Origin of the sequence: Agaribacterium haliotis (assembly GCF_002312815.1) — a bacterium.
In the GTDB taxonomy this organism is placed as follows: domain Bacteria; phylum Pseudomonadota; class Gammaproteobacteria; order Pseudomonadales; family Cellvibrionaceae; genus Agaribacterium; species Agaribacterium haliotis.
The window spans coordinates 64,502-84,838 of the sequence record NZ_NKQJ01000007.1; the positions used below are offsets into that span (position 1 = coordinate 64,502).

General features: G+C 50.4%; 13 protein-coding genes. 10 read left to right on the forward strand and 3 right to left on the reverse strand.

The window, feature by feature from the left end:
* Positions 1-498: 498 nt before the first annotated feature.
* Entirely contained in the window at positions 499-4,029 is a 3,531-nt protein-coding gene (locus CFK45_RS09525) for a malectin domain-containing carbohydrate-binding protein (protein WP_096086222.1), read from the forward strand.
* Positions 4,029-5,516 (forward strand): DUF1552 domain-containing protein, encoded by a 1,488-nt coding sequence (locus CFK45_RS09530; protein WP_158224663.1) that lies wholly within the window; start codon positions 4,029-4,031, stop codon positions 5,514-5,516. The genes CFK45_RS09525 and CFK45_RS09530 overlap by 1 nt, the downstream gene beginning before the upstream one ends.
* Before the next feature lie 107 nt (positions 5,517-5,623).
* Here the strand turns inward: CFK45_RS09530 and CFK45_RS09535 are convergent, their stop codons facing one another.
* Positions 5,624-6,427, reverse strand: coding sequence for an NUDIX hydrolase (locus CFK45_RS09535; RefSeq protein ID WP_239923628.1), 804 nt, complete (start codon positions 6,425-6,427; stop codon positions 5,624-5,626).
* 210 nt (positions 6,428-6,637) lie between these two features.
* Between CFK45_RS09535 and CFK45_RS09540 the strand changes: the two genes are divergently transcribed.
* From CFK45_RS09540 to CFK45_RS09550, 3 genes are all read left to right on the forward strand, one after another.
* Complete coding sequence (locus CFK45_RS09540) at positions 6,638-8,149, forward strand: xylulokinase (RefSeq protein ID WP_096086224.1); 1,512 nt, start codon at positions 6,638-6,640, stop codon at positions 8,147-8,149.
* A 12-nt stretch (positions 8,150-8,161) separates the two neighbouring features.
* The gene (gene xylA / locus CFK45_RS09545) at positions 8,162-9,493 is read left to right on the forward strand and encodes a xylose isomerase (protein WP_096086225.1); all 1,332 of its coding nucleotides are present in this window, start codon (positions 8,162-8,164) and stop codon (positions 9,491-9,493) included.
* A 308-nt stretch (positions 9,494-9,801) separates the two neighbouring features.
* A complete protein-coding gene (locus tag CFK45_RS09550) occupies positions 9,802-11,274 on the forward strand; it encodes a sugar porter family MFS transporter (RefSeq protein WP_096086226.1) in 1,473 nt (490 codons plus the stop codon).
* 116 nt (positions 11,275-11,390) lie between these two features.
* On the opposite strand, the gene CFK45_RS09555 is transcribed toward CFK45_RS09550, so the two are convergent.
* Both CFK45_RS09555 and CFK45_RS09560 read right to left on the reverse strand, forming a co-directional pair.
* The gene (locus tag CFK45_RS09555; protein WP_096086227.1) at positions 11,391-11,717 is read right to left on the reverse strand and encodes a zinc ribbon domain-containing protein YjdM; all 327 of its coding nucleotides are present in this window, start codon (positions 11,715-11,717) and stop codon (positions 11,391-11,393) included.
* Between the two features lie 73 nt (positions 11,718-11,790).
* Positions 11,791-13,020: a sugar efflux transporter gene (locus CFK45_RS09560; protein WP_158224664.1), complete on the reverse strand. Its 1,230-nt coding sequence runs from the start codon at positions 13,018-13,020 to the stop codon at positions 11,791-11,793.
* 331 nt (positions 13,021-13,351) lie between these two features.
* Here CFK45_RS09560 and CFK45_RS09565 point away from each other — a divergent pair, with 331 nt between their 5' ends.
* The 5 genes from CFK45_RS09565 to thrS all read left to right on the forward strand — a co-directional run bounded on the left by CFK45_RS09565 (position 13,352) and on the right by thrS (position 19,762).
* Positions 13,352-13,978 carry an isochorismatase family protein gene (locus tag CFK45_RS09565; RefSeq protein ID WP_096086229.1) on the forward strand — a complete coding sequence of 209 codons (627 nt, stop codon included), beginning with the start codon at positions 13,352-13,354 and terminating at the stop codon, positions 13,976-13,978.
* Positions 13,979-14,646: 668 nt separating this feature from the next.
* Positions 14,647-15,081, forward strand: coding sequence for a hypothetical protein (locus CFK45_RS09570; RefSeq protein ID WP_143247544.1), 435 nt, complete (start codon positions 14,647-14,649; stop codon positions 15,079-15,081).
* 420 nt (positions 15,082-15,501) lie between these two features.
* Positions 15,502-16,842: a dihydroorotase gene (locus CFK45_RS09580; RefSeq protein WP_096086231.1), complete on the forward strand. Its 1,341-nt coding sequence runs from the start codon at positions 15,502-15,504 to the stop codon at positions 16,840-16,842.
* Positions 16,843-16,860: 18 nt separating this feature from the next.
* Positions 16,861-17,757, forward strand: a complete 897-nt coding sequence (folE2, locus tag CFK45_RS09585; RefSeq protein ID WP_192870751.1) for a GTP cyclohydrolase FolE2 — start codon at positions 16,861-16,863, stop codon at positions 17,755-17,757.
* Between the two features lie 7 nt (positions 17,758-17,764).
* Positions 17,765-19,762 (forward strand): threonine--tRNA ligase, encoded by a 1,998-nt coding sequence (thrS, locus tag CFK45_RS09590; protein ID WP_096086232.1) that lies wholly within the window; start codon positions 17,765-17,767, stop codon positions 19,760-19,762.
* The last annotated feature ends 575 nt before the right edge of the window (positions 19,763-20,337 follow it).

The following is a 20,337-nucleotide window of genomic DNA, read 5'->3' on the forward strand; positions in this document are numbered from 1 at the left end:
GTTGCAAAACGCCTGCCTTTACCATCTTTCACTTTTGCCGCGTTGCTGCCGGCTTTAATAATAAAATTTTTCTGCAAAGTATCAATCTTATTGTCTCTGTATTTTTTTGCTCTAAGCGTGTTTTTTTGTTGCGACTTTGGGGTGGTTTTTTTTCTGCATCTCGATGTATTTCCTGCTTCTAAAGTATGGCTTTTTTTGGTGTGTGAACCGCCTGTCGTGTAAACGATTTCATCTGTTGCTTGCTTTGGCGCTAAGCCGCGTGGTTATTGCGCTGTGCTGAGTTCGCAAAGTTCCATTTTTGGCACACAAATAATGAAGAGTGCATCACAAATACTGAGCTTAATGTATTGCTTAAATTAGGCTGAAAGTTACTCTCGCCCTGCACCAGATTTAGAACATTTTGGCTCGCTATAGGACATAGTGGGCTGAAGCTGTTTTGCTGTTCTTGGCAAACATGTTCGATTTGAAAACTTAAAACTCTTACTCATAAGTGATTTTATGTTCTATTTAACAAAACGCTTCTTAATAGCTGTATCCGTTTCATTTGCGCTGGCCTCGTGTGGCGGAGCCGCTGTGGATGGTGGCGCTACCGGTGAGGCGAGTCCGTCGCCGGCCACAAGCCCGGTGGTAAGCCCATCGCCAACAACATCGCCAACAACACCTTGGCCTAGCCCGCAGCCGAGCGCCGATACTGGCCTGCCTTCGCCGCAGCCAAGCCAGAGCCCCGGTACGGTATTTCCTTCACCGCTGCCGTCAGCCGAGCCCAGCCCGCTACCTTCGGCTTTGCCATCAAGCGAGCCGTCTCAAAGCCCGGTTGAGCCTTCGCCGCAGCCGAGTTTGCCTCCGGTCGAGCCCGAGGGCGATATTGAAGCCGGTAAGCTTGCCTATAGCCAGCAGTGTTCGTTCTGCCACGGCGACGATGGTCAGAGCACAGGCTTTTCTGACCCGATTGATGCTGCCGAAGATTTCTGGGAGCACAGCTCCGAGCCCGGCATGCTCTACGATCAGGTTGAGTACATCGAAAAATGGATGCCTCACAACCAGGGGCAAAACTGTGTTGCCGACTGTGCGATCAATATTGCCGCTTACATCAAAAGTTGGGCGCCAGTGGTGCAGCCCTCGCCTGAACCGTCGAGCGAACCTAGCCCGGATATGGCCGTGGTTTATGCGATTAACGTTGGTTCCGAACAGGGCCTAAACTACGGCGATGTTCTTTATATCGCCGACGCCTATTTTACCGGCGGAACACCGTCAAGCGGCGACGATGCTATTGCCGGCACCACCATGCAGGCCCTCTATCAAACTAACCGCTGGGGCAGTTTTAGTTATGCTTTGCCTGTCGACAACGGCGAGTATGAAATTAGCCTGAAGTTTGCTGAAATATTTTGGCAAGAGAGCGGCAAGCGTGTTTTTGATGTGGATGTTGAAGGTCAGCGCCTTGTCAGTGGCCTCGACTTGGTTGCTGAGGCCGGCGCCAAACACGCGCTCGACAAAACATTAAGCTCTGTCTCTGTTCGTGATGGGCAGCTCGACTTGCAGTTCTCAGCTTCTGTTCACAATGCCAAACTCTCTGGCCTAGTTGTGCGCAAGATCGGCTCGGGTTCAACTCAGCCGTCACCCAAACCTTCGGTGATGCCTTCTACTGCGCCTTCGCCTGTACCGTCGATACAGCCTTCGGCGCAGCCGAGCATCGCGCCCGAGCCTTCACCTTTACCATCCGTGCAGCCGTCAACGCTGCCGAGCCCGATGCCGTCCGAACAGCCGACGATGCCGCCGTCAAATGATAGCGACAACGACGGTGTTTTAAATGCATCCGACAGCTGCCCGAACACTGAAGCGAGTGTGATGGTTGATAACGATGGCTGTTCATCTGTGCAGCGCGGTGAGGCCTTGTATGTATCGAAGTCTTGCGCGGCCTGTCACGGAGCTGAAGGCCAGGGTGGTGCGTACACCAAGATCAACAACTACGAATGTGAAAAAGTTGATGGCAACTGCGCCGAAGTTGGCCCGCTGGCCGCTTACCTCGATGAATTTATGCCGCTTGGCAGCGCCTCATCAAGCTGTGTCGACAGTGGTGGTTCAAGCTGTGCCAGTGATATCGCGCAGTTTATGGTCAAAGCCTTTGCGCCAGCCGGTAACGGCGGCAAGTGCGACGACCCGGCCAACGCCAACGATGCTGAGTGTCTCGACGCCGACGGCGACGGGGTAAATCTGCCGGACGATGTCTGCCCGAACACACCGGCCGATCAAGTTGGCTCGGTTGTGAACAGCGGCAATACCATGGGCTGTTCCGCCGAAGAGCGCGCGGTTGATAACGACGGCGATAAGGTGCCCGACGTGATCGACGCCTGCTTCTCTGAGCCGGGTGAAAGCGTTGGTATAACCGGTTGTTCCGGCGTTAAGGAGCTGGCGAACTCTGCAATTTTGTCACCGCAGTTCCGCCTGACCAACGTAGAGTATATGAACACCATTTACGATGCCTTTGATCTTGCCAATGCCTCGAGCGGTGCCCCGGTCGTGCCGGCCGATCAGTGTAACCTGACCTCTCAGTGTCGGGCGATTTGGCCGCAGGCAAACGACTGTAAAAACAGTGGTGCCAGCAACAGTATCTGTATGTGTGGTTCTGAGCGCTGTGATGTGGCCTTCCCGGTCGCTGGCGATGGCGTGAGCTTGCCGGAAGTTACCCTGTTGGCGGATACCACCGGTCCTTTTGCTGCTTATACCAACAACGCTGCTGAAAATACCTCTGACTTTTCCAACGCGGTGATTGCCGCTCAGTCGATCGCCAAAGAGCTGGTTAAGTTGTACAACAATCAATGTACTTGGGAGACCACGGCCCAGGGCTGTGTTGAGCAGTACTTAAAGCCGAGCATTGAAAAACTGTTCCGCGTACAGAGTTTGCCAAGCCAGGACGTTAGCGCCTTGGCGGCCATTATCGACAAAGCCTTTGACGACGGCGCCGAGGAAAGTGAAGCGGTGGCTGCCGCCATTGCCCGCGCGCTGATTGATTCGCGCTTCCTCTATAACATTGAAGTCGGTGAGGGCGATGTCACCAACAGCAACCTGAAACCCGAAGAGCTGGCGGTGCGCCTGTCGTACTTCTTGATCGACAGTATTCCCGACGAAGAGCTGTTTATGAGCATGTCGTCGACGAGCTCTGCAAGTGTTGCTGCCCACGCTGATCGTTTAATGGCAAGCGAAGCCTATAAAGAAGTTGTCTGGCGCTTTATTGCCGAGTGGTTGCATATCCCCGGCCAGGTTAGCGATTCGGAAGATCAACTGAAAAAAGATGCGGTGGAAGAGACCAAGCGTTTTGTCTACTACATTCTTGATCAGGGCCTGCCGATGGCTGAGCTGTTTGATGCTAACTACAGCTTTATTAATGCCAACCTAGCCGCACACTACGGTGTTGAGGCGCCGAGCAGCGACTGGGAGCTCTACACCTTTGAAGACGGCTCGTTGCGCCAGGGCATTTTGACGCACGCAAGTTTCCTTATCGGCAACGGTGAGCACGGCCGCGACGTCAACACCATCTTCCGTGGCAAGGTTGTATTTGAGCGCCTGTTCTGTAACGCCATGCCGCCTCCGCCGGATAACGCCGCCGACCAGAACGAAGGCACTGCTGACCGCGCCACGGCGCCGGGCTGTAAAGGCTGCCACGCAGTGGTTGATCCGCTCGGTCGCATGTTTGATATCTACGATGACACCGGCAAGTTGTTTAGCTCAGCCGAGCTCAGCGGTGGTGTGAAGATGGATTCGGACATCGACGGTGATTACAGCGAAGTGCCTGTCTTCTCGACGGCCGCCGCCTCGAGTGTCGCCGTACAGCACTGTTTTGCGCGTCAGCTCTATCGTTTTGCTTTGGGCCGCGACCCTAAAGCCTCCGAAGCGGCCAGCTTTAGCCAGGTTGAAGCCATGGCCAAAGCTGGAGCGCCAATCAACGACATCTTTAAAACACTGGTAACGAGCGAATCCTTTAGCAAGATTCACGCGACGGCCGAACTCGACTCATGCCCGGTGGAGAACTAATGATGAACATAATTAATTCAGAATTAAAACGACGTAACTTCATTAAAGCCGCCGTTGGCGGCGGCGCTTCGCTGGCGATGATGTCTCCATTTGCCCAGCGCGCGCTGGCCGAAGAAGCCGGGTTTAAGCGCCTGATTATTTGGTATGTCCCGGAAGGCTGTGCGCAGCAGGCCTTCTGGCCGGCTCAGACTGGGCAGTTGCAGATTAATGGCAATGCGTCGATCAGTGGCCGCAATCCGAAGAGTAATAACAATTCGATTCGCAACTATGTCGACAATAATATGGCCGGCTACTGCTTGCAGCCTCTGGCCCGTCACGTCAGCGATATCAGCCTTTACAGCGGTTTCCAGAATCGCGGTTCGGGCTCAGATAGCAGTGATGCGCACGCGATGGTTATCGATCACGCGTTAACTGGCGGCACACCTAAGAACGGCAGTATCGATCAGGTGCTCGGGCCGCTTTTAAAAGGCAGCTCGGCGATCTCATCAATTTATACGCCGGTTTACGGGCACCACGTTCACAACCGCGGTGCGGCCGACGGTTATATGTCGCCGGTGAGAACCGTCGGCGGCGGCAATATTGGCAGCCCAAACTGGAACCCAATGGACGTTTACAATCAGATTTTTCCAAACGGTATTGATTCATCCGGCGTGGTAAGCGGGCCTAAATTTACCGATCAGAAAGCACGTTTGGCGATTTTGAACTCGGCCGCGGCCGAGCTTGAAACAGTGCGTTGTATGGGCGGTGATGAAGCGCGCCAGAAGATGGAAAAAATCCTCGCGTCATTTGAAAAGCTTGAACAAGATACGCAGGCCATTGTTGACGCCGATGAGAAAGACAACAGCGGCGGCCAGCAAGTGGATGTCTCGTTTGACATTCCCAATGGCTGGACTAATACCGCGGGCTCGCGCAACGATTCAAGCAAGTACTGGAATCGTTCTGAAAACTTTGGCAAGTTGGTTGATATTGCGATTGATACCACGATCGCCGCGTTTGCACTGGACCGCACGCGTGTATCGATGCTGCAGTTCAGCGCCTCTGGCACAGACAAAGGCCCAGCGCAAAACGATCACTATAAAAAAGTTGGTATCAGCGATCTTGAGGGCGGCGATGTCAACGATCACAACCTCGGCCACAAACCCGATGCCAACCTTCGCCGCAATCAGGCACGTATTTTCCGCTGGTATTATGGGCGTATGGCGTACTTGATTGATCGTTTAAAAGAAATCCCGGACGGTAATGGTTCGCTGTTTGACAGCACCTTAATTGTTACGGCTTCGGAATTCAGTATGTATAACCACCGCAATGTGGATATGCCTTATCTGATTGCCGGTGGTCTTGGCGGTGTTCACCAGACAGGTCGTTATCTTGATGTTCGCCAAAATGGCAACTTCAGGCATTCGGCCGATTATTTCTTAGGTATTGCGCGTATGCTCGGCACTAACCTGAACCGCTTTGGTGAATCGACAACGCCTTATAGTTTTTAATGACTATTAATAGCTTTTAAGGCTGGCGAATTCGCAACTTCGCGATCAGCACAAAAAAAGGGCTTCATTATGAAGCCCTTTTTTTGTGTTTTAAAAACTGCTTTTGTTTAAACTTCAAATACAAAACCGTCTTTGGTTAGCCGCTGATAAACCTCTGCGTCAAAACGGTAAAGCTGGGCGGCGCGGTGGGGCACACCGGTTTGTTTTTCATTGCAGTCAACCAGCAAGTTCATTTTCATCATTTTTCTGCGGAAATTAGGTTTGTCGAGCTTGATGCCCAATATGCCTTCGTACAATTCTTGCAACTGCAGCAAGGTGAACTTTTCGCTTAATAAATTAAAGCCGATCGGTGCGCGTTTAATTTTGGCTTTTAAATAGTCCACGCCAAAATCGACAATGGCATCGTGGTCGTAAATTAAGCTGCCGCGCTCGGCCACTGCTTGCCACTTCACATCCGAGGCGGTAAAACCCGCAACAACGGGGTAATCTTCGGCGCGAATTAAAGCGCAGTAGGCAACCGTTACCACTCTTTCTCCGGGAAAACGCTTTACATCACCAAAGGCGCGCAGCTGTTCTAAATAAACATTTTCCAGGCCACTTAAATCTTTTAGCAGGCGGTAGGCGGCATCGTCGATGCTTTCATCCCGATAGATCCAGCCTCCGGGCAAACCCCAGTTGCCTTTGCTGATACCCTCGGCGTGTTTGACCAACAATACCTCTAGCTGCCCCTTGTTGAGGCTGAAAATAACGCAGTCGATACTGATGGCATCGAGCATTGGGCGGGAAGGGGAACTGGATTCTTGTTTCATCGCAATACGGTAGTTGTCGGTGGGCTTGGCACTTGGCACTTGGCGAGTGTGCAGGTGTTTGCGCCGGTATTTGTGATATTTAAAGCCCGCAGTATAGCGCAATGCTGTTCACTTAAGATGTAACGTTCCAGGAAGCTTGCACTTAAGTAAACAAGCGGCGCTTGTTAAGCGCTGAGCAACAAACCAGGCCGGTGCCAAATAAAAAACAATGGATGATAAGTTATGTTCTGGTCATAATAACTATATGTGCGCTGCCTGCTTACTGACAGCTGGCAGCGCTAAGCTTGGGGCAGCAGTAAAAGCAGGGGCTTTATGTACACATTGGGCATAGATCTTGGCACATCTTCAGTAAAACTGTCACTGTTTGATGCACAGGCGGGTGCGCAGATCGATGCACTGACAAGCCCCGAAACGGAGTTTGAGATTATTTCTTCTCAGCCCGGCTGGGCCGAGCAAGAGCCCGAGCTGTGGTGGCAGGCCGTTGAGCAGGGCATAACAAACTTGTTAGCGCGCAACCCCGGCGCGGGTGTTAAGGTGCGCGCCATCGGCATCGCCTATCAAATGCACGGTTTGGTGGCTGTAGATAAACAGCGCCGGGCTGTGTGCCCGTCGATTATCTGGTGTGACAGCCGCGCAGTTGATGTCGGTGCAACGCTTGGCAAAACGCTCGGCGAGCGCTGGTGTAAACAGAGGCTGTTAAATACGCCCGGCAATTTTACCTTAAGTAAATTGTTGTGGCTTAAACAGCACAAGGCCGAGACGTTTAAGCGCATCGACAAAATTATGCTGCCCGGCGACTATATCGCCATGCGCCTTAGTGGTCGCTGCACAACCAGTGCAAGTGGCCTTTCGGAAGCGACCTTGTGGGATTTTGTGCAAAGCGCTGCTGCGAGCGATACGCTGCAAAAAGCCGGCTTAAGTAGCGAGCTGCTGCCCGAGCTTAAAAGCAACCTCGGTATTGCGGCGACACTTAAAGCGGAGCTTGCCAAAGAGCTTGGGCTCGGTTCGGGTGCCGGCGATGATGTTGTTTTGAGTTATCGCGCTGGCGATCAGGTCAATAACGCCTTGAGCCTCGGCGCATTTAAGCACGGCGATATTGCCGCATCGGCGGGAACCTCAGGTGTTATTTACGGCGTTAGCAATACCTTGATTTGCGACGAGACTCAGCGTATTAACAGTTTTTTACATATTGCTGAACCCGGCGCCGAGCAGCCGCTTGGTTTGCTGGCCTGCATCAATGGTGCCGGGCGCATGTACAGCTGGCTAAAGCAGCTGCTAGATGAAGCCGGCTCGACGCTTAGTTATCAGCAGCTCTCCGAACTTTCGGCGACGGCGCCGGTGGCCTCTGAAGGGTTGATGGTGCTGCCCTTTGGCAATGGCGCCGAGCGCCTGCTCGGAAATCATGCCGCCCAGCGGGCACAGATTGAAGGTTTGGATTTAAATCGCCACGGCTTGGCACATATGGCGCGCGCGGTTCAAGAGGGCGTGGCATTTGCGATGGCCATGGGCATGAAGCAGCTCGAAAGCTTAGGCTTTGGCGCAACAAAGATAGTTGCCGCCCACGACAGTTTATTTCTCAGTGAAGTTTTCAGGCAGAGCCTCAGTGATTGCACCGGCCTACCTATACAGCTATTTAGTACCAGCGGCGCCGAGGGTGCTGCCCGGGCTGCGGCCTGGGGCTGCGCTTTTTACCAAAATGCAGAGCAGGCTTTTGTTTCGCTGGAGCCGGTCGGCAAGGAAATTCAGCCCTCAAAACACCGCACAGAACTCAAGCAGCAGCAACTGCGTTGGCTGCAGTTGTTAAAGACAAAACAGCCCGAATAAGGAGCATAGTTTATGGCAGCATTGATAGGCTCGACGGAATATTTCCCCGGCATTGATGAAATTAAGTTTGAAGGCACAGGCAGTAACAAGGCTTTAGCTTACCGCTACTACGATGAAAACCGTGTTGTTGCCGGAAAAACAATGAAAGAGCACTTTAAGTTTGCCGTGTGCTGGTGGCACAGCTTTTGTGGCACCGGGGCCGACCCTTTTGGCCCGGGTACCTTTGTTTATCCGTGGGCAAATATTAGTGACCCGATCGCGCGGGCCAAAGCTAAATTTGATGCGGCGTTTGAGTTTATTGGCAAGCTTGGTCTGCCGTATTACTGTTTTCACGATATGGATTTAGTTGATGAAGCGCCGAGTCGGGCCGAGACAAAAAAACGCCTGTGGGCGCTTGCCGATTACGCCCAGGAAAAACAGCAGGCCTCGGGTATTAAATTGTTGTGGGGCACCAGCAATTTATTTTCTCATCCGCGCTATATGAACGGCGCCGCCACCAACCCCAATTTTGACGTGCTCGCGCGTGCGGGCGCGCAGGTTAAAGACGCGCTCGATATTACCATTGCCTTAGGTGGTGAAAACTATGTGTTTTGGGGTGGGCGCGAGGGTTATATGAGCCTGCTTAACACCGATGTTAAACGTGAAAAAGAACACCTGGCGCGATTTTTAACAATGGCCAGAGATTATGGCCGCAAACAGGGCTTTTGCGGTAATTTTCTAATCGAACCCAAACCGATGGAACCGTCAAAACACCAGTACGATTTTGACAGCGAAACCGTAATCGGCTTTTTACACAAGTACGATTTGCAGCACGACTTTAAATTAAATATTGAAACGAATCACGCAACCCTGGCCGGCCACACAATGGAGCATGAAATGACCGTTGCCGCCGATGCCGGCATGCTCGGCAGCATAGACGCCAATCGCGGCGACTACCAAAACGCCTGGGATACGGATCAGTTCCCCTACAACCTAAATGAGTGTGTTGAAATGATGCTGGTACTGCTGCGCAGCGGTGGCCTGCAAGGCGGGGGTGTGAATTTTGACGCCAAGCGCCGGCGCAATTCGACTGATTTACACGATGCTTTTTATGGCCATATTGGTGGCATCGATGTTTTTGCCCGGGCTTTATTAATTGCCGAGCAGCTGCTGGAAAAATCCGAACTTGAACTTATGCGCAAACAGCGTTACCAGAGCTTTGATAGCGGTAAGGGCTTGGCTTTTGCCAACGGGCAGCTGGATCTTCAAGAGCTCGCTGCAATTGGCGATAAGTTAGAAGAGCCTTTGCCTATCAGTGGCCAACAAGAACGATATGAGAATATTATAAATCGCTTTATTTACTAAAGCTGTCGATGCTCTGGTGTGCAGGTGACGGGAGTTTTAGTGGAAAAGCCTGTGGGGCTTAGGTCGGGCGCTTGGCGCAAACGAAAGCTTTGTTTTACTAAAGCGTTAATATTTGCCAGAATCCGTCATCGTTTTTGTTAACCTGCTTGTTTTGTCCAGCAGAAATACAAAGATAGGTGAAAAGGAAATATAGCTGACAAATTGTTGGAATATAAAAGCGCTATAAAAATAACATCGCTCTAAGTGCGCTGTGTTTAAGGCGCCGATAACAACATTCTCAACACAACCTCTTTGGATTTAGGTACTGTATGTCTGATTTAGCTGGTGCAAGCTCTCAAGGTTCAGGTTCTCAAGCTTCAAAAGACGCAGGTTTTACTGCGTCAGCAGGGCCTGAGCAAGAACACAGTTTGACGGTCATTTTGATCAGTTGTATCGCAACGATCGGCGGTTTTTTATTTGGTTTTGATAGTGGTGTTATTAATGGCACCGTTGAAGGGCTGCGTGTGGCCTTTAATGCCGATGATATCGGCACGGGTTTTAATGTCGCTTCGATGTTGCTCGGTTGTGCGCTTGGCGCCTTTTGTGCCGGTTGGCTGGCCGATATCTTTGGCCGCCGCGTTATGCTTATTGTTGCCTCGGTGCTTTTTATTATATCGGCCTGGGGCTCAGGTGCGGCGGGCAGTTCAGCGGCATTTATTATATTTCGCATTATCGGTGGTCTGGCCGTTGGCGCCGCCAGTGTCATGGCGCCTGCCTATATCAGTGAAGTTGCGCCGGCGCGCTATCGCGGCCGCCTGGCTTCGATTCAACAGGTGGCCATTATCCTGGGTTTGACGGTGGCCTTTTTAAGTAATTTTTTGTTGGCTAAGTTATCCGGTTCGGCGCTTAACCCGTTGTGGTTTGGCAAAGAGACCTGGCGCTGGATGTTCTGGGTGGAACTTATTCCGGCAGTTATCTTTTTTGTAGCGCTGTTATTTATTCCTGAAAGCCCACGCTACCTTGTTGCCAGAGCTAAAAAAAGCAAAGCCGTAGCGGTATTAACAAAGCTCTATGGCGCGACGGCTGAAAAAAAATACCAGGATATTCAAGCGTCACTTGCCCAGGATCACCGCCCGAGCTTTCGCGACCTGATTGATTCAAACACAAAACGTCTGCGCCCGATCGTATGGCTGGGCATCGGTTTGGCTAGCTTCCAGCAGTTGGTCGGCATCAATGTGATTTTTTATTACGGTGCGGTGCTGTGGCAGGCCGTTGGTTTTTCTGAAAATGACGCGCTGCTGATCAATGTAGCCTCTGGCAGTTTGAGCATAGCGGCGGTGACTGTCGCACTGCTGTTAATTGACAAAGTCGGCCGCAAACCACTGTTGCTTATTGGCTCTAGCGGTATGGCTGTTGCCCTTACACTTGCCGCGTTTGCGTTTTCAACTGCAAATCTAGGTGCGGATGGCGCGGTCAGTTTAAGTGATAACATGGGTTTGTTAGCTTTAGTGGCGGCCAATGTCTACGTGGTTTTCTTTAACTTTTCGTGGGGGCCGGTGATGTGGGTGATGCTCGGTGAAATGTTCCCAAATCAAATACGCGGCTCTGGCCTTGCGGTTGCCGGCTTGTTTCAGTGGGGCTCAAATTTTGCGATCACCATGACCTTCCCAATTTTTGTGGCGGCGCTGGGCCTAGCCTTGACCTACAGCTTGTACGCGTTTTTTGCGGCACTTTCTATTTTGTTTGTATTTAAATTTGTGCGCGAAACCAAAGGTGTTGAGTTGGAACAAATGCAAGGTTAAAGCGTTTGTATGAGTGTTTTAATAAACATTAAAACACTCATTATTTGTACAATAAGCAAAAATAAGTATCGAGCTGTTGCAGTTTTAACGCCAATATCGGGCGCCGGCGCTTCCTGCTAAGCCTTTTTAACGTATTTAGCGGTAATCATCATTTCGCCGGCGCCGACAATTTTACAGTCGAGCTGGTGGTCTTTGCCGTCGACAATACGCTTAATGATGGCTTTGCTGCCAACTTTAATAACCTGAGAGCTGCCTTTTACTTTTAAGTCTTTAATGCAGGTGACCTTATCGCCTTGCTGCAGCGGCGCGCCGTTGGCATCTTTGACTGCAAAGCTGTCTTGATCGTCCGGATTCCACTCGTGTGCACATTCTGGGCAAACTAAGTAGTTTTGATCTTGGTAAACAAATTCAGAGTGGCACTGGGGGCAAGGAGGGTAGGACATAGACGGTAGTTGATAGTTGGTGGTTGCTAGATGATCGTTGTAAGTGGCTATCCGGGGTAAATAATGAATATGTTTAGCTCTTAAAACACAGCCCACTGTTGTTTGCCGGCAGTGCCTTGCTTTCTTGTTTCTTAAAGTGCTGGTGCAAGAACAGGCAAACGGCAGCGAAGGCAATGCAAACAATAGCGCCGAGGTTGGCGTGGCGAAAGCTGGCAAACTGGGCAATAAGGCCCATGGCGCTCGAGCCAAACATGGTGCCCATTTTAATCGCGTTTGAACACAGCGTCGACGTAAACGCGATGCGTGTGGGCAGCTGCTCTTGTAGGAAGGTCAGTGCCAGGCCGGCAAAAAGGCCGTAATAAATCGCGTTAACAGCCTGCAGTACAAAAAACTGCCAGACACTCTGCGCGTGGTAAATGCCAATGTAAAACAAGATCGCAAAGACAAAAGCAAAATAAAAAATGGCGGCTTTGCTCCACTGTTTGGCCAGCCGCGCAGAGATAAGCATCACCGGGATTTCCAGTAGCGCATCGCTCGCCATTAGCAAGCCCGGCAGCGCTGCAGAGAAACCGAGTTCTTGAATGGTGTACAGCGGCATCGCCGAAGCGTAGAGCACATTGGCCGATGCGCCGAGGGTGACAACCGCAACCAACAACCAAAATGAGCGTGGCGCCGCGTGTTTATCGCCGTGTTTAGCGCTGCTTGTAGCCTGATTGACTGCCGGCAACAGGCGCCTTGCGTAGCTAACGCAAGCGAGGCCGCAGAGCCCAGCGAGCAAAAATGCAAGGCTAAAACTTAACTGTGCGGCAACAAAAAAAGCGATGGCCGGGCCGGCGATCCAGGCGATGGATATGGCGGCGCGCATACGCGTATTAAACTGGGTGATATCGATGTTTTGCTGCTCGCTGCTCCAGGCTCTTGCCAGGGTCAGCATTTGCGGAATGGCGGCATTGCCCAGGGCCACGGCAAACACGCCTGTGGCCAATATATACAAAAACGATGGCGAATTGAGCCCGGCCAAAAACGCAAACACGACAAAACCTGCGCTCATACCGAGCACGGATAAGCTGTAGATATTTAAGTTACTGCCGCCGCGATCACTTTTGTTGGCCAGCCATTGACTGCTGGCAAGGCCGGCTAAGGTAACGGCGATGGTGTAAAAAGCAAACAGCGCGGGAGCCATATTCAGCTTATCGACGATAAATAAGCTCATAAGTGGGTGTGCAAGTGCACCGACCAAGCCGGTCAGGCTGCTAAGTATGTAAAAGAGTGCAACAGGTTGCTGCTGAAGGCGGCTGAACAAACGAATACCCGGATCTGTTTTTTACTGCAGTGCTTTTATCTCAGCGCTTTTAGCTCCTTGCTTTTATCTGCGTGCATTTATCCCAGTACCGTTCTATCAGTACCTTTTCTCAGTACATCCATGGGGTGATGGCGCCTAAAACCACTAAATTTGGGGCGCGCAGTCTAACACCTGTAGCGATCTCGAAAAACAGCCCAACGGCGCTATAGCCATAATATTAAGATTGTTGTTGATATTGAAACTATGATATTTATTTTTGTGTATTTATTGGTCTAATACCTGCGCTTACTATGCGCTTATCGAATCAGTGAAGACATTTAATGGAGCCCCTATGAGCAAGTTTCACGAATTTTTAAGTGCCGATAACGCAATCTTAGCGATGATCGATCATCAGACCGGCCTGCTGGTCAGTTGCCGCGATCAGGACCCCCACCTGATGACGGCAAATATCAAAGGCCTGTGTTCGATGGCTAAAACCGTTGGCATGCCCTCGGTACTGACCGCTAGCATGCCCGAGGGGCCAAATGGCCCGCTGATGCCGGAAATTACCGATATTCTCGGCTCTGAGGTTATCAATCGCGCCGGTGAAATTAACGCCTGGAAAAGCCCGGAATTTAAACGCGCTATTGAAGCGAGCGGCCGCAAAAAAATCATCATGGCCGGCATTGTTACCGATGTGTGTTTAATGTTCCCTGCGATATCTGCCGTGCAGGAGGGTTATGATGTTTATGCGGTTGTCGATGCTTCCGGTACCTGGAACAAAGACGTTGCCGAGGCCGCGATTGCGCGCATGACTCAGGCGGGGGTAAAAGTTGCCACCTGGGCTTCGGTATTGGCTGAGGTGATGGACGATTGGCGCAGCGAAAAGGGCCTTGAGCTCGGCGGCGTGCTCGGCGAGCACACCAGCTACCGCTGGGTTTATAACAGCTTTTTGCAAGCGGCAAATGCTAAAGCCTAGGGCCTGTTAACACTAATTAAATACGCTCTGCTGGAGCCTGAGTATTCGCCCAGAAAGGCACTTTGAGCGCAGTTTAGCAAGCTAAATAAGCGATAAGTAACGCATCTGGACGGATATTCAAGCCCAGCCCTTCGGGTTGTGCCCCTCATCCCGCTCTCTGTGTTGTTTGTCGCTTATTTGGAGCAACCAAACTGCGCTTCAAACGCCTTGAGAGCAGAATGAGGGGCGCAACAGAGTGCATTTAATTAGTGTTAACAGGCCCTAATATCATCTCAGCTCCCGGCCCGTATAAAGGGCTGGGTGGCGAATGGGTGCTTAATTGGCGGGTTGTTGGCGGTTAATGGGTGACTAGTTGAAGGCTAGGCCCTGGAAAATGGCAGTTAACAGGCCCTAGCTAAGGCATTCCAAAAAAGCTTAAGCTTTGAGCAAAATATGCTGACGTTTGCACGTTTTACTCAGGCATATGCTCAGCCTTGCGCCTTTTTAAAAATATTGTTGGCAATAGGCGCCTACCGTGTACGGGCCTCGCTTGCCATTCGCTGCTAATTCCTCTAATTTCGAGCCTAGTTTTTAATGTTGTGCTGTAAATAAACTGTGTTCGATCCATGTTAACGACGTACTTAAAACCGAGCTCAAAACCGCGCTGCAAGCCGCTTACAGGCGGGCTTTTGTTGCTTATGGCTCTGGCACTGCCTGGCTACGCCTGTGACAATCACGGCGCAGGCTACGGTATGCGTTATGGGCACCAGTCGTTTTCACCTTTGCGAGCGTCGGCAGCAACGCTAGGTGCCCGGGCTGCCTATATAAAACTCAGCGCCCCACTGACGGTGCGCACAAGTGCGAACCAAAACACAGAAATTGCATTTCAATACAGTGTGGTCGGCGCGCAAGCTGATGCGCCGGTAGAACTTAGTTTGAACTTTGATCCGGCCGAGGTCTTAAGTAGTGCAGAGCCGGTTGTTGTCAATCAAGCAAGCGGCAGCCACACTTTTGTGGTGCTTGCCAAGCAAGCGGGTACTTACCGACTTGAATTAAGTGCCCGCAGTTTGCAAGCTTCAGAAGAGCTAGTACGGCGCAAAACTGTGTATATTGCGGTGCAGTAGTGCCGCGAAGTGCCTGTTAAGTTTTTTGCGCTAGGACAAACACCACGTCTTAAACATCAATTAGTTGCTCTCTATTTCAACCGGCCCGTGATCGTCGCAGTGATCGCCGTGTACGTGATGTAAGCGCCCATCTAGCAAATAGTCAATATGATTGCCGTGAGGCCCAGCTTCGTGGCCCTAGACCAATCAGTAGTCAATGCACTGTCACGAATGCAAGAGTAGAGCATTAGCAAATCAGTAGATAAATGATACGTTGTATCATATCATTGCGGCCGCCTTGTTTATGTCGCTGTATTCGTATTGCTCCCTTCTATTGCTTTAGCGTTTAGCAAATTGCTGTGTGCCTTTGATATCTGCAGCCCTTTGTTGTAGCAGGCGTTTACAGCCGTAGATAAAAGCAGTGCGTTACTGGAGTTTAAAATGAAAAAAAGCACCTTGATAAAAAATGCCTCTATTGTGAACGAGGGCAAAGTGCAGGAAGGGGATCTTAGAATCGTCGATCAGCGCATTAGTCAAATAGATAAAAGTATTGCAGCAAAAACCTGTGATCAGATTGTTGATGCTGACGGTTTGTTTTTATTGCCGGGAATGATTGATGATCAAGTCCATTTTCGCGAGCCGGGGCTTACTCACAAAGGCACTATTGCCAGTGAATCAAAAGCGGCCGTTGCCGGTGGTATTACCAGTTATATGGAAATGCCCAATGTCAGCCCGGCGACAACAAGCATCGATGCACTTGAACGTAAATTTGAGTTGGCTGCAAATAGCTCCTTGGCAAATTATTCATTTTATTTGGGTGCCACTGAAGACAACCTGGAACAAATAAAGCGCTTGCAGCCTGAGCAACACTGCGGGGTAAAAGTGTTTATGGGGGCCTCGACAGGGGATTTGTTGGTCGAGCATCCGCAGGCGCTCGATAATATTTTTCGCGAAAGCCCAGGTTTAATTGTCACGCACTGTGAAAGTAGCCCCGTTATTGCATATAACCTGGAGGCCTACCGAAGTCGTGCTCAGTCGCCAACGATAGAAGACCACCCCAAAATACGCAGTGTTGAGGCCTGTTATGCATCGTCGTCGTATGCGGTGGAACTGGCCAAGAAGTACGGCAGCCAGTTGCATGTTCTACATATTACCACGCAGAAAGAGCTCGCCTTATTTGAGGCCGGCCCGATACAAAACAAAAGCATTACCGCCGAGGCCTGTGTGCACCATTTGTGGTTTTGTGATGACGACTACGCTCGCCTTGGCAATTTAATTAAATGTAACCCTGCGATAAAAAGCCAAAGTGATCGCGAGGCATTAATTAAAGCCTTAAACAGCAATAAGATCGATATTATCGCTACCGATCATGCACCGCATACCTGGCAGGAAAAACAAGGTGCTTATAGCCAGGCACCTGCCGGTCTGCCGCTGGTTCAACATGCACTTATAAGTTTATTTGAACATGTAAAAAATCAGCGCTTTAGTATTGAGTTATTGGTTGAAAAAACAGCGCACAACCCTGCGATTCGTTACGGAGTCAACGACAGGGGTTTTGTTCGCGAAGGTTATTATGCCGACTTGGTTCTGGTTAATACGAATAAGCCGACGTACGCAAGCCACGACAATAGCTATTACCACTGTGCCTGGACACCCTTTGATGGTAATGAATTTTCTTCAAGCATTGAAAAAACATGGGTCAATGGCCATCAGGTTTTTGATGGCCGTGTTGTCAGCGAGCAGGTGCCCGCGTCAATGCGACTTAGTTTTAACCGAAAATAGAGGAACAGTTTGTTGTTAATGCGCGCTTTACCCGATATTACTTCTGACCTGAGTGCCGAAACACCGATGTCTTTACAGTGGGTTGGTATGGAAGACATCGCTGTACCCATTTGCTTAACGTTTCAAGGAGTCCGGCAACAACATATTGCTGCAAAATCGAAGCTGTATGTCAGTTTGGAAAAAACCGATGCCAAAGGCATACATATGTCTCGTTTGCATCATGCTCTTAATCAGCTGGCCGATTGTGAACTAGATAAACAGGCAATGAAGAATTTGCTCGCTGAGATGATCGTGTCGCAAGCTGGCATTGGCCATAGCGCGAGAGCTGAGCTGAGTTTTGATGTGTTATTAAAGAAACCCTCATTGCTAAGTGGTGAAGCCGGTTTTCAAAGCTACCCGGTTTGTATTAAGGCAGAGCAGACACCGCGAGGCTTCTCCACTGAGCTTGAGTTAAGCATACCTTATTCCAGCACCTGCCCGTGCTCTGCGTCTCTGGCTCGCCAGCTGTATGCGGATGCGATTGATCAGCAGTTTTCCGCTAACCATATTGATAAAGCTGCGCTGTTGCAGTGGTTACAGTCTCCGGGGGCGAGCATTGCAACGCCTCATAGCCAGCGTTCCTACGCTTATATTCGTTTGAGCTTAGGGGACGAAGCCTGGCCCGACATCGCGGCGCTAATATTTCAGTTCGAGTCGGTCATTGCAACGCCGGTACAGACAGCGGTAAAGCGCGTAGACGAGCAGGCCTTTGCCAAACTTAACGCAGAGAATTTAATGTTCTGTGAAGATGCGGCCCGGCGCATCAAAGCGAAACTTGGGAGCTTGGTTTATGTAAAAGATTACTGGTTTAAAGTCGAGCACCAGGAAAGCTTGCACGCTCACAACGCTGTTGTAGTCGATAGAAAAACACCATAGATAAACAATGAATAAGCAAACAGCCACTATTGTAATTAGTTTGCCTGATGGCAGTAAAAAAACATTTCCAGCCGGCGTTTCAGCCTTAGATATTGCTGCGAGCATAGGCCCGGGGCTTGCGAAAAGCACCGTCGCGGCAGAGCTTAATGGCGAGTTGGTCGACGCCTGCGATGCGATCAATGCCGATGCCACGATACGTATTATCACCACTCGTGATAACGAAGCGCTGGCGATTATCCGCCACAGCTGCGCCCACCTTGTTGGCCATGCAGTTAAGCAGCTCTACCCCGAAGCCCAGATGGTGATTGGGCCTGTGATTGAGCATGGTTTTTATTACGACATTGCTTATCAGCGGCCGTTCACCGAAGAGGACTTGGCGGCCATCGAAGCGCGTATGAAACACCTGATCGCAAGCCATTACGATGTGATAAAAAAAATGACAGCGCGCGATAAAGTGATTCAGTGTTTTGACGAGCGCAAAGAACACTATAAATTGCAGTTAATCGATGATATGCCCAACGAGCAACAAATGGGGCTTTATTATCATCAGGAATACGTTGACATGTGCCGCGGTCCGCACGTGCCCAATACACGTTTTCTAGAGCATGTGAAACTAACCAAGATTTCAGGTGCGTATTGGCGCGGTGATGCCAAAAATGAACAGCTTCAGCGCATTTATGGCACGGCGTGGGCGACAAAAAAAGATCTGCGCAGCCATCTGACAATGCTTGCCGAGGCACAAAAGCGCGACCACCGCCGCCTTGGCAAAGAGCTGGGTTATTTCCATTTCCACGAGGCCGCTAGCGGAGCGGTTTTTTGGCAAAACAAGGGCTGGATTCTGTTTAGTCAGTTGATTGCATATATGCGTCGTCAGCAGCAGCGTTCGGCTTATATTGAAGTGAATACGCCCGATATGATGGATAGAGCCCTGTGGGAAAAATCCGGCCACTGGCAAAACTATCAGGATCATATGTATAGCACCCAAACGCCTGATGAAAAAAATCTGGCACTCAAGCCGATGAGCTGCCCGGGCAGTGTATTGATGTATCAGCACGGATTAAAAAGCTATCGCGATTTGCCTATTCGCATGGCGGAGTTTGGCAAGGTTCACCGCTACGAACCCTCTGGCTCTTTGCATGGCTTGATGCGTGTGCGCCACTTTACTCAGGACGATGCACATATCTACTGCAGCGAACAGCAAATGTTGCATGAGTGCATAAAAATTATTCGCCTGGTTTTAGATATTTATCAGCAGCTTGGTTTTGCAGATGTCAGCATTAAATTGTCGACACGCCCGGATAAGAAAATGGGCGATGACAAGCTGTGGGATCTACTCGAACAGGCGCTGATTGATGCCTTAGCCAGCCTGGGTTTGTCTTATCAGTTAAATCCGGGGGAGGGTGCGTTTTATGGCCCCAAGCTTGAATTTGTTTTGCGCGATGCAATAGGTCGCGATTGGCAATGTGGCACCTTGCAGGTGGATATGAATTTACCGTCGCGCTTTAGCCTGGAGTATGTCGATGAAAATGGCGAGCGCAAGGTGCCGGTGCTGCTGCACCGGGCGCTGTTTGGATCACTGGAGCGATTTATTGGCATTTTGATTGAGCACTACAGTGGCAAGCTTCCGGCTTGGTTAAGCCCTGTGCAGTTATCTATCTTAACTATTTCAGAAGCGTTTAATGAATATGCTGCGCTGCTTGAAGATCTGTTTTGCGCAGCTGGGCTTAGAGTGATTGTCGACAACAGCAAAGAAAAAGTAGGTTACAAGATTCGCCAGCAAACGATGCAAAAATGCCCGTTTATGATTATTGTTGGTGCCAATGAAGTTCAGAGTAAACAACTTAATTTGCGCCTTTTAAATGGTGAGCAACTTAGTTTTGATCGCCCGGAGGTGGCCGTGGCCTACCTGCAAGAAGCGTGTTGTGCACCGGATTTACTTGATCAACCTCAGGCGCTGTCCAGATCCATAGACGCCGTATTATCTTATTCACAAAACGATGGATAAAACTATGCAAAGCTCAATTATCCCTGAAACTTATGAACAGTGGCGGCACTGCATTATTGTTGAATGTGGTTTGCAGCTAGATGCTAGGGCCTGTTAACACTAATTAAATGCACTCTGTTGCGCCCCTCATTCTGCTATCAAGGCGTTTGGAGCGCAGTTTGGTTGTTCCAAATAAGCGACAAACAACACAGAGAGCGGGATGAGGGGCACAACCCGAAGGGCTGGGCCTGAATATCCGCCCAGATGCGTTACTTATCGCTTATTTAGCTTGCTAAACTGCGCTCAAAGCGCCTTTCTGGTCGAATACTCAGGCTCCAGCAGAGTGTATTTAATTAGTGTTAACAGACCCTGGCTATATTTCAGAGCGTTTGGCAGCGCTTCAGGACAACAAAGACTACTACACTCAACAGTTTGTAAAGCTCTATGGTGAGCAGTATCTACGCCAGGTGTTAGCTTGGTTTCAAAAGGCGCAACAAGCCTTGTAACGCGCATGGTGTTTTATGCTGTATAGCCAATAACTGTCATACTTGTGTCATGCTTTTGACGACAAGGGCTCGTATAATTCGAGCTAAACT